General features: G+C 52.2%; 23 protein-coding genes, 6 tRNA genes and 1 riboswitch. Of the genes, 8 read left to right on the plus strand and 21 right to left on the minus strand.

Going from position 1 to position 24,451, the window contains the following annotated elements:
- Positions 1 to 11: 11 nt before the first annotated feature.
- Both NQ490_RS14735 and NQ490_RS14740 read right to left on the minus strand, forming a co-directional pair.
- On the minus strand, positions 12 to 1,520 hold the full coding sequence (locus NQ490_RS14735; protein WP_007046382.1) for a sugar ABC transporter ATP-binding protein: 1,509 nt from the start codon (positions 1,518 to 1,520) through the stop codon (positions 12 to 14).
- A 183-nt stretch (positions 1,521 to 1,703) separates the two neighbouring features.
- Entirely contained in the window at positions 1,704 to 3,017 is a 1,314-nt protein-coding gene (locus tag NQ490_RS14740; RefSeq protein ID WP_040917566.1) for a substrate-binding domain-containing protein, read from the minus strand.
- Positions 3,018 to 3,839: 822 nt separating this feature from the next.
- Here NQ490_RS14740 and NQ490_RS14745 point away from each other — a divergent pair.
- On the plus strand, positions 3,840 to 4,919 hold the full coding sequence (locus tag NQ490_RS14745; RefSeq protein ID WP_007046379.1) for a tyrosine recombinase XerC: 1,080 nt from the start codon (positions 3,840 to 3,842) through the stop codon (positions 4,917 to 4,919).
- Here NQ490_RS14745 and NQ490_RS14750 read toward each other — a convergent pair.
- The 5 genes from NQ490_RS14750 to queA all read right to left on the minus strand — a co-directional run bounded on the left by NQ490_RS14750 (position 4,848) and on the right by queA (position 8,754).
- Positions 4,848 to 5,519, minus strand: a complete 672-nt coding sequence (locus NQ490_RS14750; protein WP_147644658.1) for a stage II sporulation protein M — start codon at positions 5,517 to 5,519, stop codon at positions 4,848 to 4,850. The two genes, NQ490_RS14745 and NQ490_RS14750, sit on opposite strands and share 72 nt — an antisense overlap.
- Complete coding sequence (locus NQ490_RS14755) at positions 5,519 to 5,968, minus strand: TIGR04086 family membrane protein (RefSeq protein WP_007046377.1); 450 nt, start codon at positions 5,966 to 5,968, stop codon at positions 5,519 to 5,521. The genes NQ490_RS14750 and NQ490_RS14755 overlap by 1 nt, the downstream gene beginning before the upstream one ends.
- Positions 5,969 to 6,026: 58 nt before the next feature.
- Positions 6,027 to 6,368: a preprotein translocase subunit YajC gene (gene yajC, locus NQ490_RS14760; protein WP_007046376.1), complete on the minus strand. Its 342-nt coding sequence runs from the start codon at positions 6,366 to 6,368 to the stop codon at positions 6,027 to 6,029.
- A gap of 92 nt (positions 6,369 to 6,460) precedes the next feature.
- A complete protein-coding gene (gene tgt / locus NQ490_RS14765) occupies positions 6,461 to 7,594 on the minus strand; it encodes a tRNA guanosine(34) transglycosylase Tgt (protein WP_007046375.1) in 1,134 nt (377 codons plus the stop codon).
- 131 nt (positions 7,595 to 7,725) lie between these two features.
- Entirely contained in the window at positions 7,726 to 8,754 is a 1,029-nt protein-coding gene (queA, locus tag NQ490_RS14770; protein WP_007046373.1) for a tRNA preQ1(34) S-adenosylmethionine ribosyltransferase-isomerase QueA, read from the minus strand.
- Positions 8,755 to 8,807: 53 nt separating this feature from the next.
- A riboswitch (Lysine riboswitch) is annotated at positions 8,808 to 8,981 on the plus strand.
- A 134-nt stretch (positions 8,982 to 9,115) separates the two neighbouring features.
- On the opposite strand from queA, the gene asd reads away from it, so the two are divergent.
- The 5 genes from asd to NQ490_RS14795 all read left to right on the plus strand — a co-directional run bounded on the left by asd (position 9,116) and on the right by NQ490_RS14795 (position 13,648).
- On the plus strand, positions 9,116 to 10,192 hold the full coding sequence (gene asd / locus NQ490_RS14775) for an aspartate-semialdehyde dehydrogenase (RefSeq protein WP_040917565.1): 1,077 nt from the start codon (positions 9,116 to 9,118) through the stop codon (positions 10,190 to 10,192).
- A 19-nt stretch (positions 10,193 to 10,211) separates the two neighbouring features.
- On the plus strand, positions 10,212 to 11,102 hold the full coding sequence (gene dapA, locus NQ490_RS14780; RefSeq protein WP_007046370.1) for a 4-hydroxy-tetrahydrodipicolinate synthase: 891 nt from the start codon (positions 10,212 to 10,214) through the stop codon (positions 11,100 to 11,102).
- A 68-nt stretch (positions 11,103 to 11,170) separates the two neighbouring features.
- On the plus strand, positions 11,171 to 11,938 hold the full coding sequence (gene dapB, locus NQ490_RS14785) for a 4-hydroxy-tetrahydrodipicolinate reductase (RefSeq protein WP_040917564.1): 768 nt from the start codon (positions 11,171 to 11,173) through the stop codon (positions 11,936 to 11,938).
- Entirely contained in the window at positions 11,929 to 13,167 is a 1,239-nt protein-coding gene (locus NQ490_RS14790) for a CapA family protein (RefSeq protein WP_007046368.1), read from the plus strand. The genes dapB and NQ490_RS14790 overlap by 10 nt, the downstream gene beginning before the upstream one ends.
- Positions 13,168 to 13,192: 25 nt before the next feature.
- Positions 13,193 to 13,648: an ACT domain-containing protein gene (locus NQ490_RS14795; RefSeq protein WP_007046367.1), complete on the plus strand. Its 456-nt coding sequence runs from the start codon at positions 13,193 to 13,195 to the stop codon at positions 13,646 to 13,648.
- A 59-nt stretch (positions 13,649 to 13,707) separates the two neighbouring features.
- On the opposite strand, the gene NQ490_RS14800 is transcribed toward NQ490_RS14795, so the two are convergent.
- The 3 genes from NQ490_RS14800 to NQ490_RS14810 are packed head-to-tail and all read right to left on the minus strand — an operon-like array spanning position 13,708 to position 15,355.
- Positions 13,708 to 14,709: a CPBP family intramembrane glutamic endopeptidase gene (locus tag NQ490_RS14800; protein WP_007046366.1), complete on the minus strand. Its 1,002-nt coding sequence runs from the start codon at positions 14,707 to 14,709 to the stop codon at positions 13,708 to 13,710.
- Positions 14,702 to 15,157, minus strand: a complete 456-nt coding sequence (locus tag NQ490_RS14805; RefSeq protein WP_007046365.1) for a DUF6773 family protein — start codon at positions 15,155 to 15,157, stop codon at positions 14,702 to 14,704. Before NQ490_RS14805 ends, NQ490_RS14800 begins: the two co-directional genes overlap by 8 nt.
- A complete protein-coding gene (locus NQ490_RS14810; RefSeq protein ID WP_040917562.1) occupies positions 15,158 to 15,355 on the minus strand; it encodes a helix-turn-helix transcriptional regulator in 198 nt (65 codons plus the stop codon). It abuts the gene before it with no gap.
- Positions 15,356 to 15,531: 176 nt separating this feature from the next.
- On the opposite strand from NQ490_RS14810, the gene NQ490_RS14815 reads away from it, so the two are divergent.
- Both NQ490_RS14815 and NQ490_RS14820 read left to right on the plus strand, forming a co-directional pair.
- Positions 15,532 to 17,469: an NAD(+) synthase gene (locus NQ490_RS14815; RefSeq protein ID WP_007046363.1), complete on the plus strand. Its 1,938-nt coding sequence runs from the start codon at positions 15,532 to 15,534 to the stop codon at positions 17,467 to 17,469.
- Positions 17,470 to 17,496: 27 nt separating this feature from the next.
- Complete coding sequence (locus NQ490_RS14820) at positions 17,497 to 18,318, plus strand: sulfite exporter TauE/SafE family protein (RefSeq protein ID WP_007046362.1); 822 nt, start codon at positions 17,497 to 17,499, stop codon at positions 18,316 to 18,318.
- A gap of 205 nt (positions 18,319 to 18,523) precedes the next feature.
- Here the strand turns inward: NQ490_RS14820 and NQ490_RS14825 are convergent, their stop codons facing one another.
- The 11 genes from NQ490_RS14825 to lon form a co-directional block, all read right to left on the minus strand.
- Complete coding sequence (locus NQ490_RS14825) at positions 18,524 to 19,021, minus strand: cob(I)yrinic acid a,c-diamide adenosyltransferase (RefSeq protein WP_007046361.1); 498 nt, start codon at positions 19,019 to 19,021, stop codon at positions 18,524 to 18,526.
- Positions 19,022 to 19,074: 53 nt separating this feature from the next.
- Positions 19,075 to 19,149: transfer RNA gene (locus NQ490_RS14830), tRNA-Cys, on the minus strand.
- Positions 19,150 to 19,195: 46 nt separating this feature from the next.
- Positions 19,196 to 19,271, minus strand: a tRNA-Gly gene (locus NQ490_RS14835).
- A gap of 38 nt (positions 19,272 to 19,309) precedes the next feature.
- Positions 19,310 to 19,385: transfer RNA gene (locus NQ490_RS14840), tRNA-Phe, on the minus strand.
- Between the two features lie 3 nt (positions 19,386 to 19,388).
- Positions 19,389 to 19,465, minus strand: a tRNA-Asp gene (locus NQ490_RS14845).
- A 5-nt stretch (positions 19,466 to 19,470) separates the two neighbouring features.
- A tRNA-Val gene (locus NQ490_RS14850) sits at positions 19,471 to 19,546 on the minus strand.
- A 4-nt stretch (positions 19,547 to 19,550) separates the two neighbouring features.
- Positions 19,551 to 19,626: transfer RNA gene (locus NQ490_RS14855), tRNA-Gly, on the minus strand.
- Positions 19,627 to 19,732: 106 nt separating this feature from the next.
- Positions 19,733 to 20,644, minus strand: a complete 912-nt coding sequence (gene hslO, locus NQ490_RS14860; protein ID WP_007046360.1) for an Hsp33 family molecular chaperone HslO — start codon at positions 20,642 to 20,644, stop codon at positions 19,733 to 19,735.
- Positions 20,645 to 21,406 carry a class I SAM-dependent DNA methyltransferase gene (locus tag NQ490_RS14865; protein WP_007046359.1) on the minus strand — a complete coding sequence of 254 codons (762 nt, stop codon included), beginning with the start codon at positions 21,404 to 21,406 and terminating at the stop codon, positions 20,645 to 20,647.
- Positions 21,396 to 21,998, minus strand: a complete 603-nt coding sequence (yihA, locus tag NQ490_RS14870) for a ribosome biogenesis GTP-binding protein YihA/YsxC (RefSeq protein ID WP_007046358.1) — start codon at positions 21,996 to 21,998, stop codon at positions 21,396 to 21,398. Before yihA ends, NQ490_RS14865 begins: the two co-directional genes overlap by 11 nt.
- Before the next feature lie 10 nt (positions 21,999 to 22,008).
- Positions 22,009 to 24,450 carry an endopeptidase La gene (gene lon, locus NQ490_RS14875; RefSeq protein ID WP_007046357.1) on the minus strand — a complete coding sequence of 814 codons (2,442 nt, stop codon included), beginning with the start codon at positions 24,448 to 24,450 and terminating at the stop codon, positions 22,009 to 22,011.
- Position 24,451 lies beyond the last annotated feature (1 nt).

Genomic DNA, 24,451 nt, shown 5'->3' on the forward strand with positions numbered 1-24,451 from the left:
TTATCCCCCACTCACAGGTATTTCGCACTCAGTCTCAGAAGCTCTTCCTGGTTTGTGTCTTTTGTATTGACGATACCGGAAAGATGTCCGTTGGACATGACACCGATGCGGTTGGTAATGCCGAGGATTTCCGGCATCTCAGAGGAGACGACGATAACCGTCTTACCTTGCTTGGCCATCTGGATGATCAGTTCATAAATTTCGTATTTGGCTCCGACGTCAATGCCGCGGGTAGGTTCATCCATCATGAAAACCTGCGGCTCACGTTCGAGCCATTTGCCGAAGATGACTTTCTGCTGGTTACCACCGGACAAACTGGAAATCATGTCATCCGGTCCCATACATTTGGTATGCATGATCTTGATTTCCTTGTTGGTCGCCTTGACCATCTTGGGATTGGAAAGTGCCACGCCGGATTTGTACTGATTCAGATTGGCAATCGTGGTATTGAAGGTAAGATCGCATTTCAGGAACAAACCGTTGGCTTTGCGCTCTTCTGTAATCAGGGCAAAACCGTGTTCGATCGCTTCATGCGCATTGTTAAAGTTCATCAACCGGTTCCGGAAATACACTCGACCGGCAGCACGAGTGCGCACGCCGAAGATAGTCTCCAGCAACTCTGTACGGCCAGCACCAACCAGACCGTACAGACCAAAGATTTCACCCTCGCGGACGTCAAAGGTGATGTCCTGCAGATGCGGTGCGTATTTGGTGGACAGGTGTTGGATAGAAAGAATGGGTTCACCGGGGGTGTTGTCCACAGGAGGGAAGCGGCTCTCCAGAGAACGACCAACCATCGCGGAAATCAGCTCGTTCATGTTGGTGTCCTGGGTGCTCTTGGTCATAACAAGGTTGCCGTCACGCAAAACAGAAACCTCATCACAGATCTCAAAGATTTCATCCATCTTGTGGGAAATGTAAATCAGCGCAATGCCTTGCTCTTTGAGCATGCGCATCATTTCAAACAATTTTTCGACTTCCTGCACAGTAAGGGAGGAAGTGGGTTCGTCCAGAACAATGACCTGGGCGTTGTAGGAGATTGCCTTGGCAATCTCGCACATCTGCCGCTGCGAAACAGACATGTTACGCATCGGCTGGGTCAGATTGACGGTCATGCCGAGTTTGCGGAACAAATCGGCGGCCTTACGTTTCATTTGTCCTTCGTCAACTACACCCATAGAGTTGACCGGGTAGCGTCCCAGGAACAGGTTGTCGATAACACTGCGTTCCAGGCACTGGTTCAACTCCTGATGGACCATGGCGATACCATTTTCCAGGGCGTCCTTCGGGCCGGAAAAGTTGATTTCCTTGCCGTTCAGGAAAATCTTGCCCTCGTCTTTTTGATAGGTACCAAAAAGGCATTTCATCATCGTCGACTTACCGGCGCCGTTTTCGCCCATAAGTCCCATGACAGTACCGCGCTTTACGTCCAGATTGATATGATCAAGCACTCGGTTACGACCGAACGACTTGCACATACCGCGAATTGACAAGACGATATCATCTTTCGCTTCTGCCATTCTCGTTACTCCCGTTTTTGCAAATTGACAGCTCGGATCCCAAAAGAGGGGAGACTGCCTGTTTCCATAAAAAAGCGCTATTAGGGAGAATTCCTTCTCCCAAATGGAGAAATTCCTTCTCCCTAATAGCGGTTGTGTCACTTAGTGTTTAAGAATCAATCCAATGTGGATCAGATGCGTTCATTACTGGCTCAGCAGAGCAGTGTAGGAAGCCGCGTTGTCGGTCTTAACCATGTTGATGGCGAAGGCGTCGTACTGGCTGGGATTGCTCAGACGGTTGGTGATGTTGGCCTCAGTCTGGCCGTCGCCGCCGATGTACTCAACGTTCAGGTTCAGCAGATCGTCGTAGTTCTGCAGCAGCGGCTGGTAAGTAGCGCTCAGGAAGTTATCGGCAGCATTGTAAATGTCGAGCCAGACACTCTTGGTGGGATGAGCGGTAGCGTCGAGCTGAGTGGAAACGGGCTCATAGACCTTGGTGGAGTCGGTGAAGTCCTGATAGTTCTCAGCGGTGACGGCAACGTTCAGAGCGTAGTAGGAGCGCTCGTCAGCGTTGTAAACGTAGACATCGTCGCTCAGGACGTTGCCGACGTCATCGGGGGTACCGATACCGGTATCGATGTCAACACCGTCGAGGGCGTTACGGATCACACGGAGGGTCAGATAAGCCTGAACGTCAGCGTGCTGGCTGATGGTTCCGCCGTAGCCTTCTGCAATAGCGGCAACGGCGTCAGCATTGGCGTCGTAACCGAAGGTGGGAACTTCATTGGCCTTGGACCAAGCATTGAACATAGACATGCCCATGCCGTCGTTGTTGGAGACAACCACGTCGATGGAATCGCCGAAAGAAGCGGACCAGGTGCCAATGGCGTTACCAGCGGTGGCAGCATCCCAAGTGGCGCCTGCGGAGTTCTTCATTTCCTGAGAAGCCAGCTCACGGATGACATAGGTCTTGCCGTTGACTTCGATGGAACCATCCTGGACCACCGTAGCAGAACCATCAGTGTTGGTGCCGACAGGATCGCTGTTGATCGCACCGTCAGCCTCGACACCAGTACCCAGTGCAGCGCGGACGCCACGGGTACGGGCGATGGAGTCATTGTGGCCGATGTCGCCGATGGCCAGAACGTAACCGATGATGCCGTCGCCGTTGCGGTCGATGGTATCGATGTTCTTTTCGATGTAATCTTTGACCATCTGGCCCTGCAGCTCAGCACCCTGGTTGGCGTCGAAACCGACGTAGTAAGTGTTCTCGTTGAAGCTCAGCGCAGCCATGTCCAGCTCACCAGTGGAGCTATTGGAGGGCTGACGGTTGAACCATACCAGGGGCTTATCCTTGTTGGCAACCGTGCCGGCGTCCGCGGTAGAGGTCTCGGATGCAGCGGCTTCGGAGGTGCCGGTAGCAGTGCTTTCGGTCGCGGTGGAACTGGTAGAACCGCCGCAGGCAGCCAGGCTCAAAGCCATCGCAGCCGCCATGCTCAATGCAAGTGCTTTTCTCATAGTTTTTCTCCTTTTGCTTTTTGATTGCGGGCTCTTCGTACGTACCCGCCTGACACTATTTATGGTAAAAGAAAATAGTCATAAAAACAAGGGGAAATTTCACCGAAAGAAGTGTGAAAAAATTATCCAAAAGAAACAACATGCAAAAAAATATATCGATCAGAATGTGCAAATTGCACAATTTCTATGTCAAAATGATACAAAGAAGACACCAATTATAGTCAAGAGACCGAAAATGCTGGGGGATTTTTTCAAATTTGGATAAAGAAAAAGGGCAGAAGGATGGTTGTCTTTGTCTGGTCAAGAGAACCTTGCGAACCAAACGGAAAAAGATTATGGATGAATTGCAACCACTGTATCTGCATGATACAGATGTGGTGCGGTGCATGGCACAAATACATGGAACGCGCTGTTATTGTGCGCACTTGAATTTTGGTGCTGCCGAAGATGGCCCAAGCGAATGTGAGCCACCCAACAGGGGGCACTTTGAGATGCCTTGAATGCGCAAGGGGGCATAAAAAGCGAAACACAACATTTCGCTAAATGTAAATTTAGCGAAATATAGGGAGGAGACTTCATGTTGTGGAAAGAAAGCAAAAACCTGTGGAAAACCATGTGCGAACGTCGGCAACGCCCAATGCATAAACAAAAGCTGATATTCATTTACACTACAGTCTGTATAAGAAGAACCTGACTCTGATTTTTATAAACGCGTGAAATTGACGCGCCACCGAGAATCGTGCTACAATAAAAACCAATAAAAGCCATTCCTGCGCCGAATCAACATTCGGAACCGGAATGGCTCTTTAAGGAGTTTTATACGTGAGCAGTTATATAGATACGGTACACCCGGAACGCCATACGCCTTATCTGGATATTCCCGACGATGTGATTGAATACCTGCATTATTTGGATTTTGTGAAACTGCGGTCTCCCAGGACAGTCAACGGGTATTATCTTGATTTGCGGGGGTTCTTCCGCTATATGATGATTCAGTGGGGTCGCGCGGATGCTACGGCGAAGCCGGAAGAAATCGATCTGACAAAGATCGATTCTAAAGATATCGCCGGAATTGGCAAACGTGACATTTTTGGCTATCTGGACTACGCACGCAGTGCAAACAACGGTTCTAAAGCGCGCGCACGCAAGCTCAGCGCTTTAAAAGGCTTTTTCGGGTATATGTGCACGCAAGTCAATAAGATTACACAAGATCCAACGGAAAATGTGAGTTTGGGAGCGCCTAAAAAGACGCTTCCCAAATATCTTACGGAATCCGAAAGTCTCGAATTGTTAAATAATATACAAAGCGACTTTTACGAACGAGATTTTTGCATCATTACGCTATTTTTGAATTGCGGGATGCGTCTGGCTGAATTGGTAAGCATTGATTTGGGAGATTTTCGTGACGACACAATCCGTATCACGGGAAAAGGCGGCAAAGAGCGGCTGGTATATTTGAATGATGCTTGTAAGCAGGCGCTGGAGCGCTACGCCAAAGTCCGCGGAGGGCTTGTCAATCTTTCAGACAAAGACGCACTGTTTGTTTCCAAGCGAACCGGAAAAAGGCTTACCGCACGCCGTGTGGAACAGATTGTGGCGAGGTGCCTGCAAAGTGCAGGTTTGAGCGGGCGTGGGTTTTCGCCGCATAAATTGCGACACACTGCCGCCACACTCATGTACCAGGGTGGCGTTGATATGCTGGCGTTGAAGGAAATCCTTGGACACGAGAATGTATCAACAACCCAGATCTATACGCACATCAATCAGCAGCAACTGCGGGAGGCCGTGCAGGCGTCTCCCCTCGCCCGCCAGCGGTTCATTGAGCCGAAGTCAGCCGACCAGAAGGCGGACGGCGCCGGAGATCAGTCCGCTGCAGAGGATGCAGAAAAGAAAGAAAAATAGAAGCGAAGTGCCGCAGCGGACGAGAAAGCGTCGCCTGGAAGCTTCCAGTTGACCGCGAGGGGCTCCGCCACAGAAAGCGTTTTGAAAGAGACAGATGCTGAGTCGCGCGGCATAACCGGCGAGCCAGAGCAGGACCAACAGCTGCAAAAGGCTGGGAAGACAAACGCAGAGCCAATAAAACACCAATCCCCTGCTGCCGCCCAACGCGAGAACGTTTACGGCGCAAAGCCCCAAAAATGCGCCTTTGATCAGAAAGAAGAGCGCAAGAAGCCCCACACCGAAGGCTGAAAAGCCACAAAACACGATGAAAAGCAGTTGCAAAAAAGCGGCGGATATTTGATTGAAGAAAGTATCCGACCAGACAGAAAAGTGAAGCGGTTCCAGATAATATTCGGCGAGCTGAGCCCCAATGTCTCCATTACCCAATCGTCCATAGAAAATGCCGGGAAAATATCCCAGCAGAAAGGCAACGCTATATAAAAAAGAAATGCCAGAAAAAGGCTTTTTGTTCAATCTTGGTACGGAAGGTTGAGCGCATGGAAGGCATACACGCTCACGCACGCGTTTGCCGGGGCGAGGCCGACAGGAAGCGGCGCGCATCAGCGCACCGCCTTTGCTGCGGCAAAGGCGCCGCCGAACAAACCGCTCATCAACACGACGACGCTCAGCATAATGCTTCCGTTTTGAAGAAAAGTCGCTCCCTGAAGAATATATGCGGCGAGAAGTTGACAACCCGCATAGAAGAAACCGCAGACAAGTCCGCACAGAAGGAAGCGCCGCCCCACCTTTTGAGCAAACAGCAATCCGGACAAGGCAACCCCCAGCGCGGTGGCAATACAGGCAAAGGGGCGGACCAGTGCCAGCGGGACCGGTGTGTGTGCCAAAAGAAAGGCAAAGGCGCACAGGGCCAAGAGCAGAACAGTTGCGCCACATAGAAAAGAAAAGACGGCAGCACTGAGCAGTCGATCGACCGGACTTCGGGAATTTGCCGTTTGTCTTTTCGGATGAATGCCATTCTTGGAAGAAATGCTATTTCTTTTTTTGAACATAGAAAACGCCCCCCTTGCACAGTAAACACTATGCAAGGGGGCGCTGTGGTATGTCACTTTACTTTTTGGCTGCACTGTTTTTGGAATCGCCGCCGACATCCAGCTTTTCCACCGAGGAAATTGCAGAACGACGGAAACGGATCTTAGTGCGGTCACTGCCGGTTTCCACAACCAGTGTGTCGTCCTTGTCGCTGATTGCGAACACGATGCCGACAATACCACCGATCGTAGTGACCTTATCACCGATTTCGATGGAGTTTCGCATGGCGGTATCTTTCTTGTCCTGACGCTTCTGCGGCACATAGATAATCAGGAACATGAAGACGAGGATCAGAACCATCGGCAGCAAGCTGACAATCATATCGCCGGTGGTGGCTTCCTGAGACAAAAACTGGATCATGACAGGTACTCTCCTTAAAAGTTACGAATTTCCTCTATTATATCGAATTTATGGGCACAGCGCAAGAGTTTGCACAAAATTATGCCGGTCTATCAAATGCGCGTATCCAGTCGGTGAACATACGTATCATGGAATTGCTGGAAGGTACCATTGTCCAGCGCTTCCCGGATGCGTTCCATCAGATGGTTATAGAAATAAAGATTGTGCATAACAGCCAGACGCATGCCGAGCATCTCATCGGCCTTCTGCAGGTGACGAATATAGGCGCGGGAAAAGTTACGGCAGACCGGGCAATCACAATGCGGATCGATAGGAGATTCGTCACGCTCATATTTGAGATTTTTGATATTGATAATGCCGTTCCAGGTGAACAGATGGCCGTGACGTGCATTGCGGCTGGGCATAACACAGTCGAAAAGGTCGACACCGCGATAGACGCCTTCAATGATATTGCCCGGGGTGCCGACGCCCATCAGATACCGAATCTTGTCTTTGGGAGCATACGGTTCTACGGCAGAAATAATGTCGTACATAACCTCCGCAGGCTCCCCCACTGCCAACCCGCCGATGGCGTAGCCGTCCAGGTCGTACTCGGCAATCTGTTTCATGTGCTCAACGCGGAGATCTTTAAAGGTGCACCCCTGATTGATGCCGAACAGCAACTGGTCCGGGTTGACGGCCTTTTCTTCGTGCTTGAGGCGGGCCATCTCGGCCTTGCAGCGAAGCAGCCATCGAGCCGTACGGGCACAGCTGTTTTTTGCATATTCGTAGGTGGCAGGATTCTCCACACATTCATCAAAAGCCATGGCAATGGTAGAACCCAGGTTGGCCTGAATCTGCATGCTCTGTTCAGGCCCCATAAAAATACGATGCCCATCCAGATGAGAATTGAAGGTTACGCCTTCCTCTGTGATCTGGCGGAGTTTAGCCAGACTGAAAACCTGGAATCCACCGCTGTCAGTTAGGATAGGACCGTCCCAACGGGTAAACTTGTGAAGTCCGCCCATGTCGGCGACAATCTGATCGCCGGGACGCAGATGCAGATGGTATGTGTTGCAAAGCATGACCTGTGCACGAATCTCTTTCAGATCCAGCGCCGAGAGGCCGCCCTTGATGGCGGCTGCGGTGGCGACGTTCTGAAACGCGGGGGTCTGTACGGTGCCGTGCACGGTGACAAATTCACCGCGGCGTGCAGCACCTTCCTGTTTGATGAGGCGGTAAGGCATGAATGATTCTCTCCGTATACAAAATAGTCAATTTCCAAAAAAGCGGCGGTGCAAGGGGCAATCCCCGCACCGCCTTTTCTTGCCATATTATAGAGGAAGTACGCCGGGAAGTCAACACCTGAACGTCACTTTTACAGGATCAGCATGGCGTCGCCGAAGCTGAAGAACCGGTATTTCTCCTCTACGGCCACTTTGTAGGCGGCCATGGTCTTTTCATATCCGTAGAAGGCAGAAATCAGCATAATCAAGGTGCTCTCCGGCAAATGGAAGTTGGTAATCATGCCGTCGATGGCGTGCAAATCGATACCGGGATAAATGAAAATATCGGTATTACCACTGCAAGGTACGATCTTTCCGTATTTGGCCCACACAGCTTCCAGCGTACGGCAGCTGGTGGTGCCAACCGCAATGACGCGATGCCCTGACGCGCGAGTGGCGTTGATAGCGTTGGCAGTGTCCTCACTGACGGAATACCACTCGCTATGCATCTGGTGGTCTTCGATTTCTTCTTCGTTGACCGGCCGGAAGGTGCCCAGGCCTACGTGCAGTGTCACCTCTGCAATATTTACACCGTTTGCACGGATGGTGTCCAGCAGTTCCGGCGTAAAGTGCAGGCCGGCGGTAGGGGCCGCTGCGCTGCCGAGTTCCTTGGCGTACACTGTCTGATACTGACTCTGATCCTCGAGCTGTTTGGTGATATAGGGAGGTAAGGGCATCTTGCCGAACTCATCCAGTTTCTCGTAGAGTGTTTCGGTGTCGTAGGTGAAGGTCACAAACTTGTTGCCGTCCGGCATGGTCTCATCCACCACCGCCGTCAGAGTGCCGTCGCCGAAAGTAACCTTGGTGCCCGGCTGCATGCGTTTGCCAGGACGGGCCAGGCACTCCCAGGTGTCCCCTTTTACCTGACGCAGAAGCAACAACTCACATACAGCACCGGTGGGAACTTTGGTGCCCAAAAGGCGGGCGGGCAGGACCTTGGAATTGTTTACGACCAGAAGATCGCCTTTCTCCAAATACTTAGGCAAATCGTGAAAAATCGCGTGCTCGATGGTATCGTTTTTGCGATTCAGGACCATCAGGCGCGCAGCATCACGAGGCTCTGCCGGTTCCTGAGCAATCAGTTCTTTGGGCAGGTCATACCAAAAATCTTTTTTCAGCATTGGTTTTCTTCCTTTTTACGTTGACAATCAAGAGGGAGCATACTATAATAAACAAAAAACACAGAGGCGCGAAGTTCATCAGTAGCTTGTTCTGCAAGCCCCGCCAGGGCATGGAACGGTGAAAGGGACCTTCGCCGAAGGCGGTACGCGGCACGTACCGACCTGGGCTCGTTTCCGAACAGGAGCGGGACTGTCACATCTGAAGGATGTGTTGCGCTGTGTGTATGCAATATGATATTATATTGCATTTTGTGCCGGTTTTCAAGCCGGTTTTTTTGTTATCTGTGCAAATTATTCACGAGAGTGAATGTTGCTGCATAGAAATAGGAAGGGTTTAAGCGAAAGGAAGGTCCTGGTTACAATGAAACAGTATAATGTGGGCGTCATCGGCGCCACCGGCATGGTCGGTCAGCGGTTCGTGACGCTGCTGGAAAATCACCCCTGGTTCCGCCTGAAAGCAGTGGCCGCCAGTGCGCGCAGCGCCGGCAAAACCTACGAGGAAGCAGTGGGCGGCCGATGGCTGATGCAGACGCCGATGCCGGAATGTGCCAAGAAACTGGTGGTGCTGGACGCCTCCCATGTGGAAGAGGTCGCTTCGCAGGTTGACTTCGTATTCTGCGCAGTCAACATGAAAAAGGATGAAATCAAAGCCCTGGAAGAAGCCTACGCGAAGGCGGAATGCCCGGTAGTTTCCAACAACAGTGCCCATCGCTTCACGCCGGATGTGCCGATGGTGGTGCCGGAAATTAATGCTGATCATATCGAAATTATTCCCGCTCAGCGCAAGCGGCTGGGCACAAAGCGTGGTTTCATTGCGGTCAAGTCCAACTGCAGCCTGCAGAGCTATGTGCCGGCCCTGCATCCGCTGCGTGGTTATGGTATTACCGACGTGCTGGTATGTACCTATCAGGCAATCTCCGGTGCAGGCAAGACATTTGAAACGTTCCCGGACATTCTCGACAACGTAATCCCCTATATCGGCGGTGAGGAAGAAAAGAGCGAACAGGAGCCGCTGAAGTTGTGGGGTAAGATCGAAGGAGACCGGATTGTTTCGGCAGATTCTCCCCGGTTTACGGCCCAGTGCCTGCGTGTACCGGTGTCTGACGGCCATATGGGAGCAGTCTTTGTACGGTTTTCCAATAAGCCCACGCAGGAAGAAATCCTCAAGGCGTGGAAGGAATTTCACGGCCCGGCACAGGATCTCAATCTCCCCAGCGCACCGAAACAGTTCCTGCATTATTTCGAGGAAAACGACCGTCCGCAACCGAAACTGGACCGTATGCTGGAAAACGGCATGGCGGTAAGTGTCGGACGTCTGCGCCCGGATAACCAGTACGATTACAAGTTCGTCTGCCTGTCCCACAATACGCTGCGCGGCGCCGCCGGTGGCGGTGTGCTGCTGGCAGAATTGCTGGCAGCCAAAGGCTACTTTGATTGATCGATAAGGAGCGTATCCCATGAAAAAGCCCGTTTTTACCGGAGCCGCTGTGGCCATCATAACCCCCATGCATGCCGACGGCAGCGTGAACTTTGAAGAACTGGGACGTCTGATTGAAGATCAGATTTCCAACCATACCGATGCCATCGTGATCTGCGGGACCACGGGTGAGTCTCCGGCGCTGGATCACGAGGAGCACACGGAATGCATCCGTTATACGGTGAAAAAGGTGGCAGGCCGGGTGCCAGTCATCGCGGGAACGGGCTCCAATGATACCCGCTATGCGATTCAGCTGTCCCGTCAGGCCCAGCAGGACGGCGCGGACGCGTTGCTGCTGGTTACACCGTATTACAACAAGACCAGCCAGGCCGGACTTCTGGCTCATTATACGGCGATTGCCCAGGCGGTCGATCTGCCTTGCATTCTCTACAACGTCCCCAGCCGAACCGGTTGCAATTTGCAGCCTGCCACACTGGCAGAGCTTGCCAAACTTCCCAACATCAATGCGGTGAAAGAAGCCAGCGGAAATATCTCACAAGTCGCAGAGGTGGCGGAGCTGTGCGGCGAAAATCTGAATATCTATTCTGGCAATGATGACCAGATCATCCCGCTGCTGGCTCTGGGCGGCAAAGGGGTGATCAGCGTGCTGTCCAATGTTGCACCGCAGTACACCCATGATCTGTGTGCTAAATGGTTTTCGGGCGATACGACGGGCAGCTTGGCCATGCAGCTTAAAGCACTCCCGCTGTGCAAGGCGCTTTTTGCCGATGTAAACCCGATTCCCGTCAAGTGGGCGATGAACCGCCTCGGTTGGAAAGCTGGTCCCTGCCGCCTGCCGTTGGTGGCCCCTTCGGCTGCCGTGCAGCAGCGTCTGGAAACGGCTATGCGGGACTTTGGATTGCTGAAATAATGGCAGCCGGTCCGCAGGTTTTTTCTGCGGACCGGCTTTTTATAGAGAGAAAGGATTGGAAACCGACTATGACGGATATCATCATCCAGGGAATTTACGGCCGTATGGGCCGGACATTGGTGGAAAAAATTTCCGAACGCAACGACTGCCGTGTTGTGGCAGGCGTTGATCGGGAGGTTGGCTCCGTAGGCAAGATCCCGGTTTATACTGACTTTTCACAGTTGCCCTGTAAAGGGGTTATCATTGATTTTTCCTCGCCGGCCGGGGCTGTTTCAGCGGCAGTGTATGGCGCCGCCCATTCCCTGCCCTGCGTGATCTGCTCCACGGGGCTTTCCAAGGAAGATGAAGCGGCTCTTGAAACGGCCAGTACCAAGACCCCCATTTTCCGTAGCGCCAATATGTCGTTGGGAGTCAATGTGCTGATTGAACTGGCTCGGCAGACTACGCGGGCTCTCGGCGGAGAATTCGACATTGAGATCGTGGAGAAACACCATCACAATAAATTGGATGCTCCCAGCGGTACGGCACTGATGATTGCCGATGCCATCAACGCGGAGGCCGGCGACAAATATGAGTATGTCTATGACCGTTCTCAGGTACGCAAAAAGCGGGAGGCCAAGGAACTGGGGATCAGTGCAGTGCGCGGTGGCGGGATTGTCGGTGAACACGAAGTCCTCTTCTGTGGGCCGGACGAGGTCCTCACACTGCAGCACAGTGCAGGAAGCCGCGGGGTATTTGCCGATGGCGCCATCCAGGCGGCACTCTATCTGGCAGCGCAAAAGCCCGGCTACTATACGATGACGGATCTTCTTCGTGGGAAACTGCCATGCGCCTGAGAGGAAATGAAATTGCGGCCTGCATCGTAATTGCGGCAGGTGTAGGCGGCGTGTTGCTGGGATCGCTGTTTCAGGAGCCGCTGCAGACCAGTGTAACGGCGTTTGCCACCACTGTACTGCCGGTGCCCACTGCTACACCGGCGCCTACCCCGCTCCCCACGCCTGCACCGACGCCGGAGCCCACACCAACAGTGGAAACGGTCCGGTTCTCCGCCACCGGAGACGATTTGATTCATGACGGAATTTTTTTGCAGGCGAGAGAGCGCGGAAAAGACGGACATTATGATTTCAGCGAAGCCTATGAGCCGATGCGTGATTTTTACACACAGTTTGACGTGAACTGGCTGAATCAGGAAACGCTTGTCAATGATGCCTTTGAACCGAGCGGTTATCCCCTGTTCTCTACGCCGGGCGATATTACAGATGCGCTCTACGACCTGGGATTTCGCGTATTCAGTATGTCCAACAACCATAGCTATGACAAAGGTGCGGAAGGAATTGCTTCTTCGCTGGAACACTGGGCATCGCTGCCTGATGATGTTGCCTATATGGGATTCTACAACCTGGATACCTACGATGAATATGTGTACCAGACGGTCAACGGTATTACTTTTGGGTATCTCTCCTACACAGAATACACCAACGGTCTGCCGACACCAAGTGAATCCAACTATGGGGTAGTTTATTTGGACGACCGGGAAACGATCGCCAAGCAGATTGCTGACATGCGCCCCAACTGTGATGTGCTGGTGGTGAGCTGCCATTGGGGTGTAGAAGGCAGTCACGAAATGACAGATTTTCAAACCGAAACAGCCCAGTGGCTGGCAGACCAGGGCGTGGATCTGATCATCGGTACCCATCCACATGTGACCCAGAATGCACAATGGCTGACTGGCGTCAATGGAAATCAGACGTTCGTGGCATACAGTCTTGGCAACTTTATCAATGCGCAGTCGCAGCCTGACAACATGGTCGGCGCAATTCTCGATATCACGTTTCAGAAGACGAGCCAGCCGGACGGCTCGGTGTCCGTGAAGATGCTGGATCCTAAACTGCACGGCGTGGTAACCCACTATGAGGCCGGATATCAAAATATCCGCGTCTATCCCTACAGTGATTATACAGACGAACTGGGTGCTGCGCATGGATTATTTACGTTGACTCGGGCACAGATTGAAGAAACACTCCGAAGCTCCATTGATGCGCAATTCCTTGCTTTGGATCAATAAATAAAACGAAAGGGTGTATGTAGTTATGTATGGCGTCAGCAAGATCAGCAGCGAGCAGAACATTTTGCTCACAACTTTTCCAGGCGCGCAGTACAGTGCGCAGAGCCTGGCAGACCATCTCGATGTTTTTGCCAAGGCCGGCATTGTTGTTGACATGATTTGTCAGAGCGCGCCACGCGGTACGGCTGTAGATTTCAGCTTCACAACCAGCTATGACAACTTTGCGGCTGTGATGAAGGCACTGCCTGCTGCCGCCAAACAACATCCACCGCTGGTTTCGGGCGGTTACAGCAAAATCAACCTTTTCGGCGAGGAAATGGTCACAAGTTGCGGTGTGGCGGCCCGGGCGCTCTCGGCGCTGGCTGGAGCCGGAATTGAAATCGTTTTGATCACGACCAGTGATTTGGATATTTCGTTGCTGATCCGACAGCAGGATGAAGATGCGGCCCTGGAAGCGCTGCACAAGGTTTTTGAAGTTTGAAGGAAAAAGGACCTCTTTGCCAACCAGATGGCAAAGAGGTCCTTTTTCCTAGCGATCGCTTAGTCAGAAGCCGGTTGTCGAAAAACTTTGCTGCTGAGAAACGGTATAAAAACAATTCCATACAAAACGGCGGTAAGGCCGATATCCGCCCAGGAGTACACTTGATTGCTGATCTCGGCGGTTCCAGACCAGACGAGGATCATGTTGTTATTAAGGTAATGCAGCAGTACCGGTACCCATATGTTGCGGTCACAGACTTCATAGGCAAATGTAAAGAAAATGCCCGCTGTAATGCATGTGATGATTTGGGCAATGAGGCTTTGAAAGGAGGTTTGCGGACTGTAAAAAAAGAGATTGAGGGGCAGATGCCACAGCCCCCAGAGAATTCCCAGCAGCAGAACACCACGCCGCTTACCGAACCGTTTTTGAAGCACGGGCGTCAGGTAATAACGCCAACCGTATTCTTCGCCGAAAAATGGAAGAAATGACAGAAAAAAGTTGGGAATCAGGATCGCCGCATACATCCATGGCACGAAACTTGCCCAGTAAGCAAGATAATCATGCCATGCTGTTTCGCCTTCCAAAGCGACGGACACAAAAATGATGGCGGTTTTGAGGAGCAAAAACAGTGCACAGATCCCGAAAGCAAAAAGGCCTTTTCCACGCCAACGCAGGCCATAGATGGTACGCTTTTCTTTCTTGTCTGTGAGAAGAAAAATCCAGGCGAGAAGCGAACCAATCACCAGAACTACATTGATCACTGAAAGCCACAACGTATCGGAAGGATAAACAACCGAAAAAAGACTTGCTGCCACACAGAGGATGGCGGCAAAAAGATGCAGCACAAAGAACCGTAAGGGCATCGCCCGGCGCTTGGCGGCAAGATAGGCGAGCATAACGCCTGCGGCGGGATACATCATCTGAGAATTGGCAAAGCAGCTGGTATCGAGGCCTGCCCGCTGGGCAATTGCCAGAGGAACCCCCATAAGATAGGGCACTGCAAAGGCAACGAGGAAAAAAACGGTCAGTTCGCGTTTACTGGTTTGAATGGGCTCATTCATGGTCGTCCTCCTCCGTATACTCGAGCTGCTCGTGACGTTTTCTATAAATACCTGCGATAATCTGCAGGATAACCAGGCAGAGAAGTGTTGTAAATCCTCCGCTAAACAGAGCCCCGGGCCAGTAGCCTCGCTGCACGAAGCTGAACACAAACACGGCAATACCTGTCACGAGGGCCCCAACCAGATTGGCACCGAAATTGGCCTGGATGTGGCGATCCCAGATGCCATTTCGCAGGCACTCTTCCAGCGAATACAGACTGGCAATCATGAAGATGATCCACTCCCCGGTCAGGCTTTCTGCAGGAATGCCCATGACATTCTGTACAAGCATGGAAATCAAAAGTCCCCACCACATAAGCCAGAAACCACGACTTTCCACCTTGAGAAGTTTCTGCTCCTGCATTTCATCCAGAAGATTCTTTTTGGAAAAGATATTCAGCTTCATCATTTACTCCTCCCAGAAAAGATCGTCCAGCGTTTTGTCCAACGCCTTGCAGATACTTTTACAAAGATTGATTGTAGGGTTGTACTCCCCTTTTTCTATGGCATTGATGGTCTGCCGGGAAACCCCCACCGCTTCTGCCAGTGCCCCCTGTGTCATATCCTTTTCGGCACGTGCCGCCTTGAGTTTCAGATTTTTTGCCATTCGTGCCTCCTTGATTTCCGATGCCAACTGTCGGTGGCCCCAATATAACATACATTTTCTGGAATGTCAATTATATTTTACAAATTGTCGCATTGCTTGCGGTAGCAGCTTTGCTGTGATATGATACCCATAGATGTCAGAAAACGAACAAAAATGAGTAAAAGGAAGTTGGAGCCATGAAGTACAGCTTTCCCGCGTTTGAAAACGGTTTTATCCGTGCTGCGGCTGTAAGCCCGGCACTGCGTGTAGCGGACTGCGCCTACAATGCAGAACAGATTATAGACGCCATGCAGGCTTTCGCAGCGGAAAATGTGCAGCTGCTTTGTCTGCCGGAGTTGAGCCTTACCGGATATACCTGTAGCGATCTGTTTTTGCAGACGCCTCTGCTGCGCGGTGCAGAAAAGGGCCTGGTGAACATTCTGCAGGCCAGTAAAGGATTAAATCTCGTGACCGTGGTGGGTGTACCAGTACGTCACAACAGCAAGCTCTACAATTGCGCTGCCGTGGTATGCGGCGGTGAACTGCTGGGGCTGGTGCCCAAAACCTATCTGCCCAACTATAGCGAGTTTTATGAGCAGCGGCATTTTGTGACCGGTATGCGGGAAGCAGAGTGCATCGAGTATGCCGGGCAGGAAACACTGATGGGCACGCAGCTTCTGTTTTCCTGTAAGCAAATGCCGGATTTTGTTTTGGGGATTGAGGTGTGTGAGGACCTCTGGGCTCCTGTTCCCCCCAGCTGCTCCCACGCGCTGGCAGGTGCAACAGTAATTGCCAACCTTTCGGCCAGCGATGAGACCATTGGAAAAGCCGCTTACCGGGAACAGCTCGTGGCCGGACAGAGCGGCCGGTTGCTTTGTGCTTATCTGTACGCCGATGCAGGCCATGGCGAAAGCACCACCGATATGACTTTTGCCGGGCATAATCTAATTGCCGAGAATGGTGTGATTCTTGCTCAGACGGCGCCGTTTTCCGGGGAGGAAGCCATCGCCGAATTGGATCTGGGACGGATGGTACAGGAACGGCAGCATAACACATCTTTCCTGCCGCAGAATCAAGGTTACACAACGGTAGAATTCGAACTGATGCCTACCGAAATCTGCCTGTCCCGTACGGTTTCCCCTACGCCCTTTGTGCCGCAGGATGCCACTGCCCGCGCAGAACGTTGCGAATTGATCCTGCGTATTCAAGCGGAAGGCTTGGCCAAGCGGATGGAGCACACCCATGCGCGCTGCGCTGTGCTGGGAATCTCCGGTGGATTGGATAGTTGTCTGGCATTGTTGGTAGCGGTGCGTGCCTGCAAGGTTCTGGACCGCGATCCGAAAGAGATTGTAGCGCTGACGATGCCGTGTTTTGGCACAACCAGGCGTACACGCTCCAATGCCGAAATCTTGTGCGAGGCTTTGGGGGTAAGCTTTGCCGAAATCAACATTACTGATACCGTAAATCAGCATTTTGCCGATATCGGGCAGGATCCGTCTACCTACGATGTGACTTTTGAGAATTGTCAGGCGCGGGTGCGGACGCTGGAGCTCATGGACTATGCCAACAAAAACGGCGGCTTTGTCATTGGAACCGGAGATCTGAGCGAGTTGGCTTTGGGATGGGCCACCTACAACGGCGATCATATGAGTATGTACGGCGTCAATGCCGGTGTGCCCAAAACACTGGTCCGCCATATCGTTCATTACGTGGCCGACACCTGTGGAGAAGAGACACTGAGCCGTGTCTTGCTGGATATTCTGGACACGCCAGTGAGCCCCGAACTGCTACCGACAGCAGAGGACGGGACCATTGCGCAGCAAACTGAGAAGCTGGTAGGCCCATATGAACTCCACGACTTCTATTTGTACTATGTGCTTCGTTTCGGATTCGGACCAGTCAAAATCTACCATTTGGCCCGGACCGCCTTCCAGGACAAATACGCCCCGGAAATTCTTTTGCATTGGCTGAAGAACTTTTATCGGCGCTTTTTTGCCCAGCAATTCAAACGCAGCTGTTTGCCGGACGGGCCTAAAGTCGGATCGGTCACGCTGTCGCCTCGTGGAGACTGGCGGATGCCCAGTGACGCCTGCAACGCACTGTGGATGGCGGAACTGGAGCAGATTGTTTTGTAAAGGATGGCCTTTTCCGGGAGGTCCTGTATGGATGAATTCTTTTCTCCGCTCACCCAAATTACTGTGAACGTTTTTCCTCTTTGGGTAGTGTTGATGATCTGTGCGGGCGTATTTTTGGCCTCTTTGATGGACGCCATTGCCGGTGGCGGCGGCATCATCTCTGTCCCTACCTATCTTATCGTGTTTGCGGGACTTCCTGCCCATTACGCCCTGGGGACCAATAAACTTTCCTCTGCTGTCGGAACAATGTTTTCCACCGGTCGCTTCATCCGGCAAGGGTATGTGGATTGGCGCCTCTTCGCACCGGCAGCGATTTTTTCTCTGTTGGGGGCTGTGGGAGGCACTTGGTTGCAGCTGCACACCCCGGATGTGGTTCTGAAGTATCTGCTGCTGGTAGTACTACCGGTGGTAGCGGTGGTGACACTGCGCAATCACAACTGGCCTGACGAAACAGCAGCAATGCAATTTTCCCGGCGGGCAGCAGTAGTGTGGGCGGCTTCGCTGATCATCGGAGCCTATGATGGGTATTATGGTCCCGGTACGGGTACCTTTTTGATGCTGATTTTCATTCGCTTGGGGAAGATGGATACTCGCCATGCAGCAGGTGGTGTGAAAGTCATCAATCTAGCCTCTAACATAGGCAGTCTTTTCACCGCTTTGACGGCGGGCACGGTGTACGTTGCCGTAGGACTCATTGCTGCGATTGCTTCGATTTTGGGGCATTATCTGGGTGCAGGGCTTGCCATCAAGAACGGCAGCCGCATCGTTCAGCCTACCGTAATCCTTGTCCTGATGCTGCTGACTGTAAAAGTGGGCAGTGAACTTTTGTTTCCATCGTTCTGGAAGTGAAAGCACGTCGTTCTGAAAGAGCGCTAATAAAATATCCCCTGATGCAGAGGCGGAAAAGCAACTGCATCAGGGGATATTGCTATATGCAGGAGAAATTTGCACAGAGAGGCATAAAGGGATTGTGTTAAAAAAGCGAGTCCGTCTGAAGCCGCTTGGGAAACATTTGCACGAACAGAAAGGCTGCAATCCGCCCTTATGAATGACGTCAGTATTCAATTCCTTCGCGTGCAGGAACACCCTTTTCGTAAGGGTGCTGGCAGGCGCGCATTTCGGTTGAATAGTCTGCGGCAGCTTGCATCCAGCCTGCGGGTGTACGGCCCGTTAAAACCACTTCAAAGCTCGTCTCAGAGCTTGATACGACATGCTGGAGCAAATCACGGTCAACCAGGTCGTTTTCATAAGCTGCACAGGCTTCATCCAAAATCAAAAGGTCGCAGGGCTCAGCAATTGCCCGCTGTAAAGCGGCAGTGCCGTTATCCCTGGCCTGTAGACGTTCAGCTCCGTCCATGAGCCAGGTGAACTTAGCGTTCGGACACGCGTACACAGAAGCTCCCAGACGGCGCAGAGGTTCGATCTCACCGCTGTTGCCATCCTTTAAAAACTGAACAATCACAACGCGTCGCCCGTGCCCCAAGGCGCGCAAAGCCAGCCCCATGGCGGCAGTGGTCTTGCCTTTGCCGTTGCCCCAGTACAGATGAATCATACTCCGACTCCTTTATCGCAAAAAAGAAACGCGTCACAAACTGTGACGCGTTTTGGAGGTGACGACCAGATTTGAACTGGTGAATGAGGGTTTTGCAGACCCTTGCCTTACCACTTGGCCACGTCACCATAATGAGTGAAAAACCGGCTTTTGGAGCCGGTTTCCACTGTTTGTTGGAGCGGCCGACGAGGCTCGAACTCGCTACCTCCACCTTGGCAAGGTGGCGCTCTACCAGATGAGCTACGGCCGCATGATGTACATTCTTAGGGAAAGAATGTACAAGAACCTTGGTGCCTCCGATCGGAATCGAACCAATGACACGGGGATTTTCAGTCCCCTGCTCTACCGACTGAGCTACAGAGGCAAATGGCGACCCGAATCAGGCTCGAACTGACGACCTCTAGCGTGACAGGCTAGCGTTCTAACCAACTGAACTACCGGGCCACATTTGGTGGAAGTTAACGGGCTCGAACCGCTGACCCTCTGCTTGTAAGGCAGATGCTCTCCCAGCTGAGCTAAACTTCCGCAATGGAGCGGCCGACGAGGCTCGAACTCGCTACCTCCACCTTGGCAAGGTGGCGCTCTACCAGATGAGCTACGGCCGCATGTATCGGAGAGTTTGCTCAGCCGCTCTCTCCGGGCGACGGGTATTATTATATACAACCCCGACGCATTTGTCAACAGTTTTTTCTTATTTTTTTGCGATTTTTTTCAGCTTTTTTCTTGCGGCATTTTTTCATCGCAGGAAGGCCATTTTTCGAGAAGATCGTTCAGGTCTACACGATAAACCTTGTCGCAGAACTGACAGTTTACCTCTGCAATCGGATCTTCGTCCCGCAATTTTTCTACTTCTTTTTTTCCCAAACTGTGCAGCATTTTTGCCACGCGAGCCATACTGCAGTCGCAGCGATAGCATACATGATAGCTGTCCAGAATATCCGGCTGGAAACCATCCAATGCCATGGACAGCATATCCTGCACAGATTTTCCCTCCTCCAGCATGGTGGTCACGCTGGGCATGGCTTTGATATTTTTCTCCAGATGGTCGATTTCCCGCTCGGTAGCGCCGGGCAGCAGCTGTACAATGAAACCACCCGCACAGCGCACACTCAGGTCTGTGTCCACCAGCACGCCGAGCGCGCAGACAGTCGGGATCTGTTCGCTGATGGCAAAATAGGTGGTAATATCTTCGGCAATTTCCCCTGTAGTCAGAGGCACCTGTCCTACATAAGGTTCACGAAGGCCAAGATCGCGGATGACATCCAAGGTGCCGTCCTTGCCGACAGCGGCGCCTACATTAAGATGACCGTCCTCACGGGAAGGCAGTTCCACGATCGGATGTTCAACATAACCTTTGACGTTACCCGTGCCATCGGATACTGCCAGCAGACGACCCGCAGGACCGCCACCTTTAATTTGTACTGTAATGGAGTCCTGGGTGCTTTTCAGCATAATGCCCATCATCGAGGCTGCAGTAAGCAGACGTCCCAAAGCGGCTGTTGTAACAGCACTGGTCTTGTGCAGACGTTCCATCTCCCGAACCATTTCGGTAGAGTCCACACCGTAAAATACGATGCCACCGTTTTCAGAGATTCCGCGCAGCATGTTATGATTTTGTTCCATTTAGCTTTTTTCCTCCTGGGTATATTGCTTGATGGCAGTGATAATCCATCGCTGGCTGTCAGGACGAACCGGGCCGAAATCCTCACCGTCCGCCACACGTGCCACAGAAAAGCCATAGCGCAGCAGAAACTCTGTGACCATCTCCAAGGGATAACTGTACTCGCAGAAAGCTTCCTGGAAGTGTTCCCCCGTATCGCGATAAGTAATATCAATGTCGATGTCTACACGGCCGGTGGCTTCTTCATAGCGGTTGGTCCAATGGCAAAGAGCGTCCTCCGCCTCAATATCGAAGGTCTGTCCGGCCAAAATATGCTGATGTTTGTACGGCGTGTTCAGGTCAAATACGAATACGCCACCCTTTTCCATAAAGTAAGCTGCTTTGCGGATGGCTTGCTCGAAACGCTCTGCCGGGCCAATATGGCTGTAGGTATCAAAAGTAGACACGGCAGCACGGATCGTTCCGTAGAGGTCCAGTTCCAGAAGATCCTGCCGAAGCAGCAAAATCTTTCCGGTAAGGCCCAGTGCATCTGCTTTTTCTCGCAGAACACTGAGCATTTCTTCGGAACGATCAATACCAATCACATCGTATCCAGCCTGACTAAGCATCAGTGTGAGATCGCCAGTGCCGCACCCAAGGTCCGCCAGAATGCCGTCTGTTACACCATGCGAAGCCAGCTCTTTTTGAATATAACAGAAGAGCGCGTCGTAATCCGCGGCTTCGTTGAACTCGTCATAAAAGTAGGCAAACTCGTTATACGCCATGCTCTTCCTCACCATGCAGATGATCTTCCAGGCATGCCCGCAGCGCGTCCATACCATAGCCGTTTTCAGCGCTGGTGAGATAGACTCCCAGACAGCCGTAAGGGGCACAGATTTCTTCGAATTCCGATTGACAAGCCGCCAACTGAGATTTTTTCAGTTTGTCGGCCTTTGTCAGGGCCGCCACAAAGGGGATCCCGTGATAGTGCAGATATTCCAGCATCTGGACATCGTCCGCACTCGGCGCGTGACGGCAATCAAGCAGTTGGATCAGTAGACAAACCGCACGGTCTGCCTCAAAGTAACTGTTGATGAGTTCATCCCAGCGGGCTCTGTCGGCATTGGAAACCTTTGCATAGCCATATCCGGGCAGGTCCACAAAGTAGGCCGTGTCGGCCTTGTAAAAATTAATGGTCGCGGTTTTCCCTGGCGTGGAACTGACGCGAGCTAGATTTTTGCGGTTGCACAGTTTGTTGATAAGACTGGACTTGCCTACATTGGAGCGACCGGAGAACACAATCTCTGGGCGGTCACTGTCCGGCAACTGACGGGAAAGACCGTAAGAAGCCAGAAATTCACAATTGTTGTAGTTCATGAGATTCCTTTCACATGACCGTGGCGGGTTCTTTTGTCGACTTATCGTTGGCAATCAGGTTGGTAGCCTGCGGCACGGTATGCGTACCGCGGGAGGAAGAATGCCCCGGCAGCAACAGTGCCTGCTTGAGCACCTGGGAGAGATGCTCCACCGGGATAAAGTGGATTTTTTGTTTTACCTCAGCGTCGACCTCGAAGAGATCGCTTTCGTTCTCTTTTGGAATCAGAACCGTAGAGATCCCCTCCCGGAAAGCGGCCATACTTTTCTCCTTCAATCCGCCGATGGGCAGCACATTGCCGTGCAGTGTGATCTCACCAGTCATGGCAAGGTCGTGACGCACCGGGATGCCGGACAAAGCGGAAATCAGAGCAGTGGTCAACGTGACACCGGCAGAGGGACCGTCCTTTGGTACAGCTCCTTCCGGCGCATGAATATGGATATCCACATTTTTCAGCCGGTCTGCCGTAATACCGTATTCTTCGCCGTGGACACGGGCATAGCTGATGGCCAGCTTGGCACTTTCCTTCATCACATCGCCCAGGCTGCCGGTGATTTCAATCTTGCCGGAGCCACCCGGGATAACGGCAACTTCCACAGGCAGCATTTCACCGCCGACGCTAGTCCAGGCCAGACCGTTCGCAATTCCAACGGAGTCCTTGCGGGAGATAAAAGTGGGCTTCACTTTCTCAGGACCAAGGAGGGCTTTGACGGTGGATGCAGAGACGCTGATTTTTTCTTTTTCCCCCGCAGCAATACGCTGGGCGCACTTGCGCAGCACGGATGTTATAGTCCGCTCCAGAGTACGTACACCGGCTTCACGAGTATATCCGTCAATGATCTCATACAGCGCGCTGGAGGTCAGCGTGACGCGGCCTTCCAGGCCGTTGTTTTTCAGCTGTTTGGGCAGCAGATGCCGCTTGGCGATATTGAATTTTTCAGTACGGGTATAACTCGGTAGCTCGATGACGTCCATACGGTCGTAAAGCGGGCCGGGAATGGTGGATGCATCATTAGCAGTTGTGATAAACAGCACTTCGCTCAGATCAAAAGGAATGTCCAGATAGTTGTCCTTAAAAGTGCAATTCTGCTCAGGATCGAGTACCTCCAAAAGCGCACTGGAGGGATCGCCTTTATAATCGCCAGCCAGTTTGTCGATCTCATCCAGAAGAATCACCGGGTTGGACGATTTGGCTGTTGTAATGGCACTGATAATCCGACCGGGCATGGCGCCTATATAAGTACGCCGATGACCGCGGATCTCGGCTTCATCATGTACACCGCCCAGGCTCATGCGGGCAAATTTACGTCCCATGCACTCAGCAACAGAATGAGCAATGCTGGTCTTGCCTACGCCCGGAGGGCCAACGAGACATACAATCTGTCCCTTCACGTCGGTGTTCAGCTTGCGAACCGCCAGCAGTTCCAAAATGCGTTCTTTGACCTTCTGCAGGCCGTAGTGTTCCCTGTCAAGAACCTTACGGGCATGGTTCTGGTCCAAATTGTCCTCTGTGGTGATATGCCAGGGCAGCGCCAGGCAGGCATCCAGATAACTGCGGATTACGCCGCTCTCGGCAGAATTACCCTGCATCCGGGACAAGCGATCGCATTCTTTCAGCAGTTTTTCGGTGGACTCACTGTCGAGCTTCAGGGCCTCGATTTTTTTGCGATATTCTTCTGCTTCGGCGCGAGTATCCTCTGCGTCCCCTAACTCTTCGCTGATAATGTGCATCTGCTCCCGCAGATAGTATTCCCGCTGGCCTTTGTCCATCTGGGCATTGACCTTATCGTCCAGATCACGCTCGATTTCCAGAACCTGGCATTCCTGCCGAAGTAACGTCAGCAGTTTTTCCAAACGTCCCAGCAACGTGGATTCATTCAGGATCGCCTGTTTGTCCTCGTATTTGAGCAGGAGATTGGCCGGCATGTATTCGCTGAGGTACAACGGACTGGTGGCGGTTACAATGTTGTACACTACATCCTTGGAAATCTGAGGACTGTAAGAAAGATAATTTTCAAAGCATTCTTTCAGGCTGCGGACCAGCGCTTCTGTCTGGGTTCGTTTGTCGGCGCCAATTCCCCGCACAGGGACGGGCCGAACGGTTGCCTGCAAATACTTTTCCCCATCAACCAGTTCCACAAGGCGAGCGCGGGTTTTGCCTTCTACCAGAACTTTGACCAGTTCATCCGAAACGCGCAGCACCTGCTTGATTTCCGCAATCACGCCATAGGCATACAGATCCCGCAGGCCGGGCTCTTCCACATCCATTTCGCGCTGCGCTACCAGGAACACACTGCTGTTGCTGTGCATGGCCGCCTCGATGGCAGCAATGGATTTGGGGCGTCCAACCTCAAAATGGACAACGTTGTTAGGGAACACAACCAGACCGCGCAGCGCAATAGCCGGCAGATGAATCACGTTCCGAGCGATTTTGACTTTGACTTTTTCAGACATG

It is taken from the genome of Subdoligranulum variabile (assembly GCF_025152575.1).
Taxonomy (GTDB): Bacteria; Bacillota; Clostridia; order Oscillospirales; family Ruminococcaceae; genus Gemmiger; species Gemmiger variabilis.

Excerpts from the sequence above, each read along its gene's own strand:
- NQ490_RS14735 (WP_007046382.1), bottom strand. The coding sequence starts at position 1,520 with ATGGCAGAAGCGAAAGATGATATCGTCTTGTCAATTCGCGGTATGTGC.
- NQ490_RS14740 (WP_040917566.1), bottom strand. The coding sequence starts at position 3,017 with ATGAGAAAAGCACTTGCATTGAGCATGGCGGCTGCGATGGCTTTGAGC.
- NQ490_RS14750 (WP_147644658.1), bottom strand. The coding sequence starts at position 5,519 with ATGCGCGCCGCTTCCTGTCGGCCTCGCCCCGGCAAACGCGTGCGTGAG.
- NQ490_RS14755 (WP_007046377.1), bottom strand. The coding sequence starts at position 5,968 with ATGTTCAAAAAAAGAAATAGCATTTCTTCCAAGAATGGCATTCATCCG.
- yajC (WP_007046376.1), bottom strand. The coding sequence starts at position 6,368 with ATGATCCAGTTTTTGTCTCAGGAAGCCACCACCGGCGATATGATTGTC.
- tgt (WP_007046375.1), bottom strand. The coding sequence starts at position 7,594 with ATGCCTTACCGCCTCATCAAACAGGAAGGTGCTGCACGCCGCGGTGAA.
- queA (WP_007046373.1), bottom strand. The coding sequence starts at position 8,754 with ATGCTGAAAAAAGATTTTTGGTATGACCTGCCCAAAGAACTGATTGCT.
- asd (WP_040917565.1), top strand. The coding sequence starts at position 9,116 with ATGAAACAGTATAATGTGGGCGTCATCGGCGCCACCGGCATGGTCGGT.
- dapA (WP_007046370.1), top strand. The coding sequence starts at position 10,212 with ATGAAAAAGCCCGTTTTTACCGGAGCCGCTGTGGCCATCATAACCCCC.
- dapB (WP_040917564.1), top strand. The coding sequence starts at position 11,171 with ATGACGGATATCATCATCCAGGGAATTTACGGCCGTATGGGCCGGACA.
- NQ490_RS14790 (WP_007046368.1), top strand. The coding sequence starts at position 11,929 with ATGCGCCTGAGAGGAAATGAAATTGCGGCCTGCATCGTAATTGCGGCA.
- NQ490_RS14795 (WP_007046367.1), top strand. The coding sequence starts at position 13,193 with ATGTATGGCGTCAGCAAGATCAGCAGCGAGCAGAACATTTTGCTCACA.
- NQ490_RS14800 (WP_007046366.1), bottom strand. The coding sequence starts at position 14,709 with ATGAATGAGCCCATTCAAACCAGTAAACGCGAACTGACCGTTTTTTTC.
- NQ490_RS14805 (WP_007046365.1), bottom strand. The coding sequence starts at position 15,157 with ATGATGAAGCTGAATATCTTTTCCAAAAAGAATCTTCTGGATGAAATG.
- NQ490_RS14810 (WP_040917562.1), bottom strand. The coding sequence starts at position 15,355 with ATGGCAAAAAATCTGAAACTCAAGGCGGCACGTGCCGAAAAGGATATG.
- NQ490_RS14815 (WP_007046363.1), top strand. The coding sequence starts at position 15,532 with ATGAAGTACAGCTTTCCCGCGTTTGAAAACGGTTTTATCCGTGCTGCG.
- NQ490_RS14820 (WP_007046362.1), top strand. The coding sequence starts at position 17,497 with ATGGATGAATTCTTTTCTCCGCTCACCCAAATTACTGTGAACGTTTTT.
- NQ490_RS14825 (WP_007046361.1), bottom strand. The coding sequence starts at position 19,021 with ATGATTCATCTGTACTGGGGCAACGGCAAAGGCAAGACCACTGCCGCC.
- hslO (WP_007046360.1), bottom strand. The coding sequence starts at position 20,644 with ATGGAACAAAATCATAACATGCTGCGCGGAATCTCTGAAAACGGTGGC.
- NQ490_RS14865 (WP_007046359.1), bottom strand. The coding sequence starts at position 21,406 with ATGGCGTATAACGAGTTTGCCTACTTTTATGACGAGTTCAACGAAGCC.
- yihA (WP_007046358.1), bottom strand. The coding sequence starts at position 21,998 with ATGAACTACAACAATTGTGAATTTCTGGCTTCTTACGGTCTTTCCCGT.
- lon (WP_007046357.1), bottom strand. The coding sequence starts at position 24,450 with ATGTCTGAAAAAGTCAAAGTCAAAATCGCTCGGAACGTGATTCATCTG.